The organism is Photobacterium makurazakiensis (assembly GCF_050336715.1).
In the GTDB taxonomy this organism is placed as follows: Bacteria; Pseudomonadota; Gammaproteobacteria; order Enterobacterales; family Vibrionaceae; genus Photobacterium; species Photobacterium makurazakiensis.
In genome coordinates this window covers 303,299-318,931 of record NZ_JAKJSJ010000009.1, presented here as the reverse complement: position 1 = coordinate 318,931, position 15,633 = coordinate 303,299, and the positions used below count along the sequence as shown (strand labels likewise).

Here is a 15,633-nt window from a genome sequence, read left to right as displayed (position 1 = left end):
AATTCCAGCGATCTCCATGGGTATTATTGCCACAAAAAACAGTTATAAAAAAGCCTTGGTCAAAAATGCCAAGGCTTTATATTTGCATACCATATCTTTGCTTAGTTATTGATAACCTTGCAGCTTAGAATGTAGGTTTTATGCCAAATTGATCTGCAGCGTAGGCAACACGCTCTTCAGGTGTCGGTGGTTTAGCGGGAACACCCAAATTTTCAATATGCCGAAGGCGAGGTAATAAGCCTGCACCGTTAGCCGTTTGAATAGCCAACCCTGGTCTCGCATTGAGTTCAAGCACCATGGGACCGTAGACTTTATCGAGTACCATATCGGTACCCATGTAGCCTAGGCCTGTCATTTCCCATGCACTTGATGCAAGGGCTAAGAGCTTGTGCCAATCAGGTACCGCGAGCTCACTCAGTAAGCGGTCGGTATCAGGGTGATGTTCAATTGGCTGATCAAACTGCACCGCACGAACCGCCTTTCCTGTCGCAATATCAATACCAACGCCAACAGCACCTTGGTGCAAGTTCGCTTTGCCATCTGAAGCGGATGTTGAACAACGCATCATTGCCATGACAGGGTAGCCTTTAAATACGATCACTCGCACATCAGGCACACCTTCATAACTAAAACCATCGAAGACATCATCAAATTGGATGAGGTTCTCAACCATCGCAACATCGTTTTTACCACCTAGCGAGAACAAGCCCGCTAAGGTATTGGTAATGTGACGCTCAACATCTTGCTTGTTGATCTCAGCACCAGATGGTTTGACATAAACACCATCTTTATGGCGAATGATAACTAAGATGCCTTTGCCACCCGATCCCTGAGCAGGTTTTATGACAAAACCAGGCCAGTTCTTCACCATATCGTGAACGCGTTTTACGTACACTTGGCTGTCGATGACACCAATCAATTCAGGTACTGTCGCACCGGCTTGTTTAGCGATGAGCTTGGTTTTTAGCTTGTCATCAACCAGTGGGTAAAGGCTACGGTCATTGTATCGGCCAATATAGCTGTGATTACGTTGGTTCATCCCCATAATGCCGCGATCGCGTAGCTTGAATGGAGAGGTAAACTGTGACAACAGTGACATCGTTAGTCCTCCACAAGCGGTTTAAAGCGGCGAAGTTCACTTAATCGGTAGCCGGTGTAATTACCAAGCATTAAAATTAACGCGAGAATAATCAGCTGAATACCGATGAAATTGAAAGTTAGGTGACGAACCAACGGGTTAGTCATTGCAAGATAAACCAATATAGCGGTAAGTAATGAGCCACCACCTTGGATTAACACTTCTTTTGCCCCTTCTTCTTCCCAAAGAATCGACATACGTTCAATGGTCCAAGAAAGAATGATCATTGGGAAGAACGTAATAGAAAGCCCTTCAACCAAGCCAATCTTAAAGGCGACAACGGTAAACACCGAGATGATCATGATGACTGTTATGATCACCGCGGATATTCGGGCTACCAGCAATAGGTTCAGTTTCGATAGATAGCTACGAATAACCAAACCGGTGCCGACAATGAGTAAGAAGCCGAGGATACCGGTAATAAGCTGGGTTTGTACAAATGCCACAGCAATAAGCACCGGCATAAAGGTTCCCGAGGTTTTTAAGCCGATAATGATCCGTAGGAACACGACAATCAGCGCACCAATAGGAACCAGCATAATGGTTTTGAACATTGCTTGTTCTTCAACCGGTAGGCTATGGATCGAGAAGTTGAGTAAGTCTTCTGCCTGTACCTTTTCGCGGGTTGCTTGTTGTGGCGTAATATCTTGGGCAATAATAGAGAAGCTGATATTAGAGTTACGGCCACCGATGACATCAAGTAGCGAATGCCCTTGCTGATTCCATAATAAAATATTATCAGGTTTGCCTTCTTGACCGGTTTGAAGGTCAAAAAGCTGCCAAAGTTGGCCGTCCCAAACCTCAACCATTGGAGTGATACTTTGACGACGGCGACCATCTTCTAGTTGTAGACCCCCCACAATTCGGGCGTGAATGCTTTCCAGGGAGAGAAGATTAATTATGGCATTTTCACGACTGAGGTTATTTAGCAATAACGATGCATTTTGGTTGTTGCGGTCGTTAAACTGTTTAATGAGCTCACGGGTTAGGGTGGTGTTATCTGCGGAAAGGTTGCGGGCTTGATCCAATAGGGCGGTTGCTGCGGTTTGTTGAGGGTTATCCAAGCTAACCGCGACAGTATCGCCTTTTGGCGGTTGTTCTTTAAAGCTAGCCTGATCATCGACTAACATCTGAGTTTTGTAATATAAAATTTGTTTACCGCTGGCCTGTCTGATGGACCATTCAGCACGGCGGCCTTTATCGGTGTCAATGAGCGCTACGCCATAACCTGGCGATGAGGTGCTTTCATCTATTTGAGTGAACCCTTGCTGAGTTTCCGGTGCCGCCATCGAAACTTTGACTGGGTCACCAATAGCATCAAATTCAATACGGGATTCGAGCTCCCACATTGCACGCTCTTCACCTGGCGTCCACGGCACGCCATAAATATCATGGCGGTACATGCTTAGAGCAGTACCCGCAATGACTAGCAGGGTGATTAAAAAGTAAAACGGAATTCTTGACGTCATGACATCCTCATCAAATTGTTATTAGTTTTTTTGTACTTGCTGTTCATTCATTCCTTGAACGAATTTTTTACCGACATCAACTAATGCGATGTCTTTGAAAAATTCACGACCTAATAATACTGGATAGGTCATTTGACTGCGATCTGCCAAGGTAAATTGTGCTTTTTCGTGAAGATCGCCCAATTTTACCCACGCTTCAATAACAGGGCGGCGAACGGCTTCACTGGCATTGACTTGTCGAATCTTAACCCAGCGGATAACGGGGGCTTCAACAACTTCAGCTTTTTCAGCCGTTTCATCAGAGGTGTGATTTAAACTGAAGCGCGCCCATTTTTTACCATCACGTTCGAATATCTGAATATCCGTTGCACTCAGTGATGAAGTTGTGGCGCCTGTATCAATTCGTGCTTTAAAGAATGCTGTCATTGAGTCAATCCAGACCCACTCTTCTTCACCTAAAATTACTTTACCATGGGCAACACGTGTGTTGACGTTAACTGCTTCAACCGCGATTGGCTCTTCTTCCTCAATTTGAAGAGGCGCTAAGGCCAGCGAATTAGCATTGCTGACAGTCATTTCCTTTGATATTGATGATAGTTCTTTTTCCAGATTTGCAATATATTCATTTTGCTCATCTATTTGCTTAATCATAGTTGCAAGTTGGAAATTAACGCGATCTTCCATCGTATTGATGGCAAGCATGGTTTTTTCTTGATCTTGTTGCGGTGTTAGGGTGCAACCAGAAAGGATAGCTAGGGTAAGTAATGGCACATAGCGGCGAAGCATTATGTCTCCCGGAAGGAATTATTTTTCTATAGTCGGCAATATTTTATCGTAGAAAAAGGGATGCTAACAGCACCCCCTTGTCAGTACTTAGTCAGGATTTCGAGCAATTAGCACGGCACGTTTCGGTGCTGGGTATCCTTCAATAGTTTTAGTTGGATCATTTGGATCCAAATATTCAGGTAATGAATTGTTTGTCATCCACTCCGTTGAGCGCTGTTCGTTGATACTCGTGACACATTCGTCGACAATTTTCACATCAACAAAGCCACATTTCTCCATCCATACTTTTAGCGCTTTTGCAGAAGGGAAGAAGTATACATTGTGCATTTGGGCATAACGATGTGTCGGTACTAAGACCGCGTTTTCATCACCATCAATGACCAATGTTTCCAGAATAACTTCACCATCTTTACGCAGTTGGTTTTTTAACTGGATGATATGATCAAGCGGTGAACGACGGTGGTACAGCACGCCCATGCTAAATACAGTATCGAAGGCTTTAAGCTCAGGTAAGTCTTCAATACCTAAAGGCAATAAGAAGGCACGGTTATCTTGACCCATAAGACGCTTAATGGCTTCAAATTGAATCAAGAATAAATTTGATGGGTCGATACCGACGGTCAGTGCAGCACCTTCACCAAGCATTCGCCACATATGGTAACCGTTACCACAGCCAACATCTAAAACACTACGCCCTTTTAATGGGGAAATGTGAGGTAGAACACGGTCCCATTTCCAGTCAGAGCGCCATTCGGTATCAATGTGAATGCCATGAACGTTATAAGGCCCTTTACGCCACGGGTGAAGAAGGCGCAATAAGCTTTCAAGGCGCTTTTGCTCACCATCGGCGATGCCACCGTCATTGCAAACGCTGACTTCCTTTTTGATATCGATGATATCAGGCTTATCTGTTGGGAATTTTTTCAGGGCGCGCATCCAACGGTTCATATCACCATGCGCTTCAGACTCCCAATCACTTAGCTGTTTTGGCAACGTGTTTAGCCAAGGGCGAAGTGTCTCGTGTTGAGCGAGAAGTTGGTAGAATTCAGAAAAACTAAACATAAACAACAGGTAACCTTATTTAATCGCGAACATAGAGCCAAAGTTAAAGCACTGGAACCATACTTCAGAACTACTGAAGCCAATGCTTGCAAAGCGTTGTTTGTGGGTATCAATGCTATCAGGGCGCATCACATTTTCGATGGCGCTTCGTTTTTGGCTGATTTCTAACTCGCTGTAGCCATTGGCTCGTTTGAAGTCGTGGTGTAAGTCGATAAGCAGTTCGTTAGAGCGCTCATCGTCAAAAATATATTTCTCGGACAAGATCAAGATGCCCCCAGGACGTAATCCTGCATAGATTTTCTCTAGTAGTGACTGGCGATCTTCAGGAACAAGAAACTGTAAAGTGAAGTTCAGTACAACAACGGATGCATCTTGAATGTCGATGTCACGAATATCCGCCTCTATAACCGAGACCGGCGTATCAGAGCGATATGCGTTAATGTGTAAGCGGCAACGCTCAACCATCGCTGCTGAATTATCGACAGCGATGATTTCACACCCTTCTTGGTTGATATGGCGACGCATCGACAGCGTTGCGGCCCCCAGAGAGCAACCCAGATCATAAATTTTAGAGTGAGGTTTGGCAAAGCGCTCGGCAAGCATACCAATCGCAGAAATAATATTGCTATAACCCGGCACTGAACGCTGGATCATATCTGGAAACACTTCAGCGACACGTTCATCAAACGTGAAGTCACCCATTTTTTCGATGGGCGCTGCAAAAATATTGTCGTGACTTGCCATTCTCACGAACCTCTTATCTATAAAAAGAACTGGGATCCAACATATCGGGTTAATAGATAACCGTGCTCAAAGCACTATTTGTTTATCTTTAACCAAAGGTGATCCATCACCCTGAAAGGTCGCGTATTGTAGAGAAAATGAGGGCATTTGTCTTTATAGATTTTCTTCGATAAATAATAGTTTCTGAATGGTAACGGTGTCTGAACAAGGTTATGTATCTTTATATTTGTAACAAAACATATGTTGCGAGTATGTGATGAGGTGCTTATCAATAAAGTAAGATTCCGCTTATTAATTGGCACGGTCAATACTAAGACTGTTAACCAGTTGTTTTATCGTATTTTTCAATGGCAGCGTCCACTTTTTTCAATTGGATAGATTTATAGCAGATCTTTACCTTTTCCTTAAATTCTATGGGGAGATTAGGTCGTGAATAAATTTAAGGTTGTTGTCGGTCTTGGTGTGGTCGCCTATTTTGCAACAGTGGCGGTCGTCGATCATTATGATCAGCGTTTGAGTGAAAGTCGCGCAGCCCATGCGCAGGCACAGACAATCAGTGAACTATCAACTGAAGCTTTTGCTATTTTGAATAATAATGGCTGTTCGTACTGTCATACCAGTGATAGTGACATGCCTTTTTATGGTCAACTTCCCGTAGCTAAACAATTGATGGATAAAGATGTTGAAGTGGGTATGCGTCACTTCAACATTGAAGCGATGATGGAGCAGGTGAACGCCGGAGAGCGAGTTTCAGAGCTTGAGCTGGCGAAGTTGGAATCGGTACTTGATGATGGCAGCATGCCACCAGCACTTTATCTCGCGATGCACTGGCGTTCGAAACTTTCCGCAGAAGAAACGACGACACTTACGCGTTGGGTAAAGGAGGAGCGTCTTCGTCATCATAACCAAGTGAATATTGCAAAAGAGTTTAAGTATGACGCTGTTCAACCCATTCGCACGGTGTTTGAGGTTGATAGCGCGAAAGTTGAATTAGGCGATAAACTTTTTCATGATACGCGTTTATCTGGTGATAATACGGTTTCTTGTGCAAGTTGCCACTCATTAGAAACGGGTGGTGTCGATCGCCTGACGACTTCGCTGGGTGTTAATAATGCGATAGGCCCAATTAATGCGCCAACAGTATTTAACTCGGCATTCAATACACACCAGTTCTGGGATGGCCGAGCTGCTGACTTGCAAGAGCAGGCTGGCGGCCCACCATTGAACGCACTAGAGATGGCGTCTGATTCATGGCATCAAATTTCAGATAAGTTGATGGATGATGAGGAAATGATTGAAGCGTTTGCTGCTATCTATGACGAAGGAATTACAGAGCACACCATTACCGATGCCATTGCTGAGTTTGAAAGAACGTTGGTGACACCGAACAGTCGTTTTGACCAATTCTTGCGTGGGGACGTTTTGGCACTGGATGCCACAGAGCAAGATGGTTATGCACTATTTAAACAGTATAAATGTGCCAATTGCCATGTTGGTGAAGCGATGGGTGGCCAAGGTTTCGAAGTTATGGGATTAAAGAATGACTATTTTGCCAATCGAGGCAACGTCACTGATGTTGATTTTGGTCGATACAATGTAACGGGTAACCCTGGTGATATGCACCGATTCAAAGTGCCAACACTGCGTAATATTGCCCTGACTGCACCTTATTTCCACGATGGTAGTGTTGCGACACTCGAAAAGGCTGTTGATAAGATGGCTTATTATCAGGTTGGGGTTCGGTTAACTGACACTGAAATCAGCAAAATTACCGCCTACTTGGAAACCCTGACTGGGGAGTACAACGGTCAAATGCTTCAGTAATAACGACATATTGTATATAGCGCTTCACCATGCGTGGTGAAGCGCTTTTTTATCTGCAGTTTTTGTTGTGTGCTGTCACTGGTAATTCAGTTAGATCAACTTGAACTGTGGGCTTGGCGTTTGTGTTGGTAGCTCAACATCAGGAAGTAACCTTGAGGTAACTTTTTGCTGTAATTGGCGGTAAAGCCGAACAGCGAGCTCAGGGGCATGATTGTTATCTGGGGTATGAATGAACAAATAGGGCTGCTTGCCTTCATCTAGCCATTTGGGTAATCGGTTAAGCCAATTTTCAAAAAAAGCGTCATTACTTACCTCGTCGGGGTGGCCAATAAAACGGATCATTGGGTGATTGGCTGTGGCAATAGCATGTACTGGCACATGGGGTTTTTTCTGGTGAGCATCAATCACTGCCGGGGTGGTTGGTGGCGCAGCAAAAACAGGTCGGCTATCCATAATAATGCGGTTGACGTTATGTTCGACCAGTAGGCGATTCAGCGCTTTTTCTTCTTCCCCTTTGGCAAAAAAGGCGGCGTGTCTAACTTCGACGCCAACAGGAAAATGTTTAGGCAGCCGTTGCAGGAACTTCTCGAGAGCAGGCAGTGAACTTGGACCAAATTGTGCCGGCAACTGAATTTTCCACAACCCGACTTTATGGGTGACAGGGGACATCACGGTGAAAAAATCAGCAAGCAGCTGATCGCAATGCATCAGTTTATTTTGATGGGTAATCGCTTGTGGCAGCTTGAAAGTAAAACTGAAATCATCCGGGGTGGCATCATTCCACTTTGTAGTCGTTCGGATCGCTGGGGTAGCATAGAAGGTTGTATTGCCCTCGACAGTATGGAATACCTCAGCGTATTTCGCGAGCCGATCACCAGACTTACATCCACGGCCATATAACGTTTGCTGCCAGTGACTGTGAGACCACATGGTCAAACCAAGTAAAATTGGACGGGGTAAAGGTATTGTCATTGCCATTACCTGCTTGAAATGAATTTATTGATTCCCATTATTTTTTAACCTTCGACTGTTTCAGGTTAATGCTTTTCTGCCAAGACGAGTGGCTAAATTTAAGGGCTACAGTACACAAAATACAAGCGGCGCCAGTGATCCACCAAGCATTAACACCACTGGCATAACGTAATACGGTCAGTGCTGCGAGGAGTAAAGAGCAACAAAGGGTGATCATAAAACCGAGCTTTTGCTTCTTAATCTTCTTATCAAGCTGGTTTGTGGAAGTTGTCTTATCCATCGGTTAGTTCCTGCTATATACGAATACGTTGAATTAAGTGCCTATTAACCAGAAGCTTTTAACTTTGGGGCTATTTTGCATATTTTATTCGTGCTCGGTCAACGTTTGCCAGTAACCGTGGGGAAATTAAGTTGATTTCGAGGCCGGATTTTACCTACAGTGAGTTTTTACGGGGATCAAAGTTACCTCGAGATGACCACTTCAAGATAGTTACTTCAAGATGCAAGGTTCATGTTAGGCGTACTTGGGTATATAATACCTCGTTATTTTTGTCTCTCGGCACCTGTTAACTCACCGTATTGCGTGAAGTTTAACCAAATTGGCCGAGAAGGATTCAGCCGGTACATGGTTAAAGGTTGCTAGCCTGCCATGTATTTAGGAATGTTAGTAAACAGATCGGGAATTTCATATGCGCACCCAATATTGTGGTCACCTGAACAAGTCCCTAGCAGGGCAAACAGTAGAGTTATGCGGCTGGGTTAATCGTCGCCGTGATTTAGGCGGTCTTATCTTTGTTGATATGCGAGATCGTGAAGGTATTGTTCAGGTAGTTGTTGATCCGGATATGAAAGAAGTATTCGAAATCGCCAACCAACTGCGCAACGAATTCTGTATCCGTCTAACGGGTGAAGTACGTGTTCGTCCTGAAAGCCAAGTGAACAAAGACATGGCGACGGGCGAAGTTGAAATTCTGGCTAGTGGCCTAGAAATCATCAACCGCTCTGACGTGTTACCGCTTGACTTCAACCAGAAAAACTCTGAAGAGCAGCGCCTAAAGTACCGTTACCTAGATCTTCGTCGTCCAGAAATGAGCGACCGTATTAAGCTACGTGCAAAAGCATCAAGCTTTGTTCGTCGTTTCCTAGACACTAACGAGTTCCTTGATATTGAAACGCCAGTACTGACGAAAGCGACACCAGAAGGTGCACGTGATTACTTAGTACCAAGCCGCGTTCATAAAGGTAGCTTCTACGCACTGCCACAATCACCACAGCTATTTAAGCAATTGCTGATGATGTCTGGTTTTGACCGTTACTACCAGATCGTTAAGTGTTTCCGTGATGAAGATTTACGTGCTGATCGCCAGCCAGAATTCACACAGATCGATATCGAAACATCGTTCATGTCTGCTGAGCAAGTACGTGGAATGACTGAAAGTATGATCACTGAAATGTGGAAAGAGCTACTAAACGTAGATCTAGGCACATTCCCGATTATGCCATTTGCAGAAGCGATGAACCGTTACGGTTCAGACAAGCCTGATCTACGTAACCCGCTAGAGCTTGTGGATGTTGCTGATATTCTGAAAGACGTGGATTTCAAAGTATTCTCTGGTCCTGCGAATGATGAAAAAGGCCGTGTTGCTGTTATCCGTGTTCCGGGTGGCGCAAAACTAACGCGTAAGCAAATCGACGAGTACACCAAGTTTGTTGGTATCTACGGTGCGAAAGGCTTGGCATGGATGAAAGTGAACGACCGTGAAGCAGGCTTCGAGGGTGTTCAATCTCCAGTAGCTAAGTTCCTAAATGCAGACGTTGTTGCACAGCTGCTTGATCGTACTCAAGCGGAATCTGGCGATATCATTCTATTCGGCGCAGACAAAAAGCGTGTTGTTGAAGAAGCGATGGGCGCACTTCGTCTGAAAGTGGGTAATGATCTAGAGCTTACGGACACAAGCGCTTGGGCGCCACTTTGGGTAATCGACTTCCCAATGTTTGAAGAAGATGATGAAGGTAACCTGCATGCAATGCACCACCCATTCACTTCGCCTTTAGGTGTATCACCTGAAGAGCTAGCGGCTAACCCTGCAGCGGCAAACTCAAATGCTTATGATATGGTTATCAACGGCTATGAAGTGGGCGGCGGTTCTGTTCGTATTCACAATGCAGAAATGCAGTCGACAGTGTTTAGCATTCTGGGTATTGAAGAAGACGAGCAAAAAGCGAAGTTTGGCTTCCTACTTGACGCACTGAAGTTTGGTACGCCACCGCATGCGGGTCTAGCATTTGGTTTAGACCGTTTGGTGATGCTGCTATGTGGTACTGATAACATTCGTGATGTTATTGCGTTCCCGAAAACAACAGCGGCTTCATGTCTTCTGACGAATGCACCGAGCTTGGCTAACCCAGCATCGCTAGAAGAACTGGCGATTGCAGTGGCGCTCGCGAAGAAAGACGACGCAGAGCAAGAATAATAAATTGCACTGAAAACAAACTGGCCGAAAGGCCAGTTTTTGTTTCTAATGTATATACCCTACATAGTGTGAAACTTGAGCAATTGATAGCTCAATTAAATCCGGAGAATGAAATGGCTGGTCACAGTAAATTTGCCAATATCAAACACCGTAAAGCCGCACAGGATGCGAAACGCGGTAAAATTTTCACGAAATTAATCCGTGAGATTGTTGTTGCCGCTAAAGAGGGCGGTGCTGAGCCTGATAACAATCCGCGCTTGCGCGCTGCAATTGATAAAGCATTATCAAACAATATGACCCGTGATACCGTAAACCGCGCTGTCAGCCGTGGTGCTGGTGGTGAGGGTGACGATAATATGGAGACCGTGATCTATGAAGGTTACGGCCCAGCAGGCACTGCGGTTATGGTTGAATGTATGACCGACAACCGCAACCGTACCGTATCAGGTGTTCGCCATGCATTCTCAAAAGCCAATGGTAACTTGGGTACGGATGGTAGCGTAAACTACTTGTTTGATAAGAAAGGCGTGATCTCTTACGCGGCAGGCTTAGACGAAGACGCAATTATGGAAGCAGCGCTAGAGGGCGGTGCTGATGATGTAGAAACCAATGACGATGGTTCTATTGACGTGTTCACTACGCCATCTGATTTTGGCGTAGTTAAGGATGCGCTAGACGCGGCTGGGTTTGAAGCACAGAACGCGGAAGTAACGTTAGTGCCTTCAACGAAAGCTGAACTTGATGTTGAAACAGCACCCAAATTACTGCGTCTGATTGATGCGCTAGAAGATTTGGATGATGTGCAGGAAGTTTACCATAATGGTGAAATTTCTGATGAGGTTGCAGAGCAACTGTAATCGTCTGGGTTACATTGTCTCGCAGTCTCCTGATGAAGGAGCATGACTGAATGTCAGTCATTTTAGGGATCGACCCCGGCTCGCGGATCACCGGCTACGGTGTAATACGACAAGTTGGGCGTCATCTTGAATATCTCGGTAGTGGTTGTATCCGTACCTCTGTTGATGATATCCCGGGTCGACTTAAGCAAATTTATGCCGGTGTATCCGAAGTCATTACCCAGTTTCAACCCGATGCATTTGCCATCGAAGAAGTATTTATGGGTAAGAATGCCAGCTCGGCACTTAAGCTAGGCCAAGCACGAGGTAGCGCTATTGTTGCTGCCGTCAATGCCGATTTACCGGTCAGTGAATATGCAGCGCGTTCGATTAAGCAAGCAGTGGTTGGTTCGGGCGGGGCTGATAAAGCGCAAGTGCAACATATGGTTTGTTCAGTCCTTAAACTGCCAGGTAAGCCACAAGCTGATGCTGCAGATGCGCTAGCAATTGCAATTTGCCATGCACATACACATAAAACATTAATTGCGATGGCAGGGCAAGCTCGGGGAGCGAAGCGCGGCCGTTATCGTTAATTTAGCAATAACAATAAATTACACCCGTTATTATGTGATTTATTAGAATGAGATTCAGATCAAAAAGCAGCCATCGGCTGCTTTTTTTGTTTGTTAATATATTGTTTAGTGGCATATATTGGTCAGAGGTCATACAACTATAATATAAGGAACATATTTCATGACCCCATTTGCAATATGGCGGGCATTATTCTTGCCGACTTCACATAACTGGCAAGAGGAAGATACGCGTTATGTGGACACCCTCCTTTTCTTTACTCTACTTTCATTATTTGTCGGACTTTATAGCTTAATCAAATGGTCGAACTACGGACATCATTTACTAATAATGACTTCAGTCTTCCTTATTGGTTGTGAATTGCTCGCTGGATTGGTATTGCGTCTATTCCGTGCACCTGAAGCAGCGCTTAATATTGGTTTTTTAGGGATGGTGGTGCATGCCTTCAATATCGTCTATCAAAGCGGCGGCATAGTCGCCTCGACCCAAGCTTTTTGGATGCCTTTACTCGTGGTGGCATTCTTTCTTGCGGCAAGGCCTATCATGGCAGGGATATGGACCGTTATTGTGGTTGTCACAACCGGATGGATGATTGATAAAGCCTTATCAGGGTATGACTTCCCACTTATTGAATTAACGGCAACGGCAGAGCAGCTTGATGTTTGGTCCGGTATTATGATGCCATTGATAGTTATTGGTGTTGCGCAGGCCTATACCGTTCGTCAGCGGCAAAGTGCGATTCTCGCAGCCGAAACTGCTCGCCAAACCAGTCAAAACATTGCGACAAAGGCCAGTGAAGGTGAACAACATTTAAGTATGGTGCTGCAACAAGCCACTGCGAATGCTAGCCAATTAACCGAAGCTGCAAATAGTTTGGAGCTGCAATCTCAAACGCTTCACCAGCAAGTTAGCGGTTTAAATTTAAATTGTGACTCACAAGCAAGTGCTGCTGAACAAATGAATCAGCAAGTACAGCAGCTCACTGTCGGTATCGATGAGTCAGATAAATTTGTCACGGAACTAAAATCTCGAAGCAGTACTATTCACCGTCAGGCGGAAACAAGTTCTGCGTCATTATATGCATCGACTGATGCCATTGCTCGAATTCTAAATAGTAATGCCGAAATTATGTCAGTCGCTGATTTGATTACGTCTGTTGCGGAGCAAACGAATTTATTAGCATTGAATGCAGCCATTGAAGCGGCTCGTGCAGGTGATCAAGGGCGTGGCTTTGCTGTAGTGGCTGATCAAGTAAGGGAGCTGTCTGCAAAAAGTAACCGCTCAGCGATAGAGATCCGTGCGTTACTTGAAACAAGCCGCAAAGAGGTGGAGCAGGGAAAAGCGATTATAGAGGCAACCGCGAGTGAGTTGTCAGGTATTATCGAACAGGTCAGTATTATCTCCAATGATGTCGCCCAACTTGCTGATACGATGGGGCATCAGGTCGAGTCACTGAAAGAATTAAATGTTGCCAGTAGTGCGGTGGCAAGTGGTGTTGTTGAAACCAGCCAAGTATCAGATTCTGTTGCCCAGCAGGGGGCTCAGCTTGCCAAGCAAGTTGAGAACCTTAAAGGAGTGGCTTCAAGCCTAAATAGTGCAGTTGGTGAGAGATAGTCCTAATACACAATGATGGGTAAAAAGAGCTGGATATATATCCAGCTCTTTACTATCCTAAAGCCTATTTTGTGAATCAATAAAGAGAAGTTGCTGTGATAGGCCGACTACGTGGAACCATAATCGAAAAACAACCGCCTGAAGTCCTGATTGAAGTCGGTGGCATTGGCTATGAAGTCCAAATGCCAATGAGCTGTTTTTACGAATTGCCGGAAGTTGGCCAAGAAGCCGTACTCTCTATTCATTTTGTTGTGCGTGAAGATGCTCAACTTTTATATGGTTTTAATAAAAAGAGCGAGCGAGAGCTCTTTCGCGAAGTGATTAAAGCTAACGGTGTGGGACCTAAGTTAGGGTTGGCTATCTTGTCAGCTATGACGGCAAGTCAGTTTGTACTAAGTGTTGAAAACGAAGATATCACGACCTTGGTTAAAATTCCGGGTGTCGGAAAGAAAACGGCAGAACGTTTAGTGGTTGAAATGAAAGACCGGCTTAAAGGGTGGGGCGAAGGCGATTTGTTTACCCCTGCGCTTGATACTGCCGCTTCAAATGCACCAGTACAAGATACTGTTTCTGCTGCGCGTGCGGAAGATGAAGCTGTAAGTGCATTGGTTGCACTTGGTTATAAGCCACAGCAAGCATCAAAAGTGGTTGCACAAGTTGTTCAACCAGACATGACAAGTGAAGCGATTATTCGTGATGCACTGCGTTCGATGGTCTAAAGGTAGGCCATTATGATTGAAGCTGACCGACTGGTTGCTAATGACTTTCCTACCACCCGTGAAGAAGATGTCATTGACCGCGCGATTCGCCCTAAACTGCTAGATGACTATCAAGGCCAAGACCATGTTCGCGGCCAAATGGAAATATTCATACAAGCAGCAAAGTTACGTGATGAGGCTTTGGATCATTTATTGATCTTTGGTCCTCCAGGTTTAGGTAAGACAACATTGGCTAATATTGTTGCCAATGAAATGGGCGTAAGTATTCGTACAACATCAGGTCCAGTTCTTGAAAAAGCGGGTGATTTAGCTGCGTTGCTGACTAACCTTGAAGAAAATGATGTCTTATTTATTGATGAGATCCACCGCTTAAGCCCACAGGTTGAAGAGGTCTTGTATCCGGCAATGGAAGACTACCAGTTAGATATTATGATTGGTGAAGGGCCTGCGGCTCGTTCAATTAAGATAGATCTTCCGCCGTTTACTTTAATTGGTGCAACAACCCGCGCAGGCTCGTTAACGTCGCCACTGCGTGATCGCTTCGGTATCACTCAGCGCCTTGAGTATTATAAAGTGGATGACCTTAAAGACATTGTTAAACGGAGTGCAAATTGCCTCAATTTATCGATGGAGCCTCAAGGTGCAATGGAAATCGCCATGCGGGCGCGTGGTACGCCTCGCATCGCGAACCGATTATTACGCCGTGTGCGTGACTATGCTGAAGTAAAAGGCGATGGTCATATCTGCCCTGATATTGCGAGTAAAGCACTTGATATGTTAGATGTGGATAGTAGCGGTTTTGATTATATGGACCGTAAGTTGCTGATGGCAATTATAGACAAGTTTATGGGAGGCCCTGTGGGGCTCGATAACCTTGCTGCGGCAATCGGTGAAGAAAAAGATACCATCGAAGATGTACTGGAGCCATACCTCATTCAGCAAGGCTACCTTCAGCGTACGCCACGTGGGCGGATTGCCACTCATCGTGCCTATTTGCACTTTGGCTTAGATATTCCAGAGTCAAAGTAACAATTTCGACAGCTAAAAGATGTATGCATAATGTAACAAAAAGCGAGGCCAGTTGGCCTCGCTTTTTGTTATGTACTATCTTTGCTTGCAATTTGATACATGTCACCGTGTTAAATTTACATTTATATGACAAATAACAGAGGGGTTAAACCGGAATTGCTCGGTGAATGCAAGCGTGCAGGCAGAATGGCGCTTGTTTAGTGAGCGTTTTCTAGCCGTGATTCTGGTACATCTCTGTAAAACTTGGCTGATATAACGCAATTACTTTCTCAATAAAACGAGCCATAACTACTTCCTCATCTAAAATTATCAATTGTGGGGAAACAGCATACAGTCCACGCAAAAGGCGACTTTTATTGTCTGGGTGGCATAATT

The 15,633-nt window shown here is 44.9% G+C and carries 14 protein-coding genes; 7 read left to right on the top strand and 7 right to left on the bottom strand.

The genetic code is table 11. The annotated features are described in order from the left end of the window. Positions 1-124 precede the first annotated feature (124 nt). From L4D09_RS01745 to cmoA, 5 genes are all read right to left on the bottom strand, one after another. Complete coding sequence (locus tag L4D09_RS01745; protein ID WP_428455905.1) at positions 125-1,093, bottom strand: alpha-L-glutamate ligase-like protein; 969 nt, start codon at positions 1,091-1,093, stop codon at positions 125-127. A gap of 8 nt (positions 1,094-1,101) precedes the next feature. Further along, on the bottom strand, positions 1,102-2,607 hold the full coding sequence (locus tag L4D09_RS01740; protein ID WP_428455763.1) for an inactive transglutaminase family protein: 1,506 nt from the start codon (positions 2,605-2,607) through the stop codon (positions 1,102-1,104). Between the two features lie 21 nt (positions 2,608-2,628). After that, complete coding sequence (locus L4D09_RS01735) at positions 2,629-3,393, bottom strand: ATP-dependent zinc protease family protein (RefSeq protein WP_428455762.1); 765 nt, start codon at positions 3,391-3,393, stop codon at positions 2,629-2,631. Between the two features lie 87 nt (positions 3,394-3,480). Continuing rightward, entirely contained in the window at positions 3,481-4,455 is a 975-nt protein-coding gene (gene cmoB / locus L4D09_RS01730; protein ID WP_428455761.1) for a tRNA 5-methoxyuridine(34)/uridine 5-oxyacetic acid(34) synthase CmoB, read from the bottom strand. Positions 4,456-4,470: 15 nt separating this feature from the next. Beyond that, complete coding sequence (gene cmoA / locus L4D09_RS01725; protein ID WP_428455760.1) at positions 4,471-5,199, bottom strand: carboxy-S-adenosyl-L-methionine synthase CmoA; 729 nt, start codon at positions 5,197-5,199, stop codon at positions 4,471-4,473. A 429-nt stretch (positions 5,200-5,628) separates the two neighbouring features. Between cmoA and L4D09_RS01720 the strand changes: the two genes are divergently transcribed. Continuing rightward, the gene (locus L4D09_RS01720; RefSeq protein WP_428455759.1) at positions 5,629-7,023 is read left to right on the top strand and encodes a cytochrome-c peroxidase; all 1,395 of its coding nucleotides are present in this window, start codon (positions 5,629-5,631) and stop codon (positions 7,021-7,023) included. Positions 7,024-7,113: 90 nt separating this feature from the next. On the opposite strand, the gene L4D09_RS01715 is transcribed toward L4D09_RS01720, so the two are convergent. After that, on the bottom strand, positions 7,114-7,995 hold the full coding sequence (locus L4D09_RS01715) for a DUF72 domain-containing protein (protein WP_428455758.1): 882 nt from the start codon (positions 7,993-7,995) through the stop codon (positions 7,114-7,116). Positions 7,996-8,032: 37 nt separating this feature from the next. Further along, the gene (locus tag L4D09_RS01710; RefSeq protein ID WP_428455757.1) at positions 8,033-8,275 is read right to left on the bottom strand and encodes a hypothetical protein; all 243 of its coding nucleotides are present in this window, start codon (positions 8,273-8,275) and stop codon (positions 8,033-8,035) included. Positions 8,276-8,684: 409 nt separating this feature from the next. On the opposite strand from L4D09_RS01710, the gene aspS reads away from it, so the two are divergent. The 6 genes from aspS (at position 8,685) to ruvB (ending at position 15,258) form a co-directional block, all read left to right on the top strand. Then, entirely contained in the window at positions 8,685-10,469 is a 1,785-nt protein-coding gene (gene aspS, locus L4D09_RS01705) for an aspartate--tRNA ligase (RefSeq protein WP_428455756.1), read from the top strand. A 113-nt stretch (positions 10,470-10,582) separates the two neighbouring features. Beyond that, on the top strand, positions 10,583-11,326 hold the full coding sequence (locus L4D09_RS01700) for a YebC/PmpR family DNA-binding transcriptional regulator (protein WP_428455755.1): 744 nt from the start codon (positions 10,583-10,585) through the stop codon (positions 11,324-11,326). 50 nt (positions 11,327-11,376) lie between these two features. Further along, positions 11,377-11,898, top strand: coding sequence for a crossover junction endodeoxyribonuclease RuvC (gene ruvC, locus L4D09_RS01695; RefSeq protein ID WP_428455754.1), 522 nt, complete (start codon positions 11,377-11,379; stop codon positions 11,896-11,898). 160 nt (positions 11,899-12,058) lie between these two features. Beyond that, positions 12,059-13,510: a methyl-accepting chemotaxis protein gene (locus L4D09_RS01690; RefSeq protein ID WP_428455753.1), complete on the top strand. Its 1,452-nt coding sequence runs from the start codon at positions 12,059-12,061 to the stop codon at positions 13,508-13,510. Between the two features lie 95 nt (positions 13,511-13,605). Continuing rightward, positions 13,606-14,229, top strand: coding sequence for a Holliday junction branch migration protein RuvA (ruvA, locus tag L4D09_RS01685; protein WP_428455752.1), 624 nt, complete (start codon positions 13,606-13,608; stop codon positions 14,227-14,229). 12 nt (positions 14,230-14,241) lie between these two features. Then, complete coding sequence (ruvB, locus tag L4D09_RS01680) at positions 14,242-15,258, top strand: Holliday junction branch migration DNA helicase RuvB (RefSeq protein ID WP_428455751.1); 1,017 nt, start codon at positions 14,242-14,244, stop codon at positions 15,256-15,258. The last annotated feature ends 375 nt before the right edge of the window (positions 15,259-15,633 follow it).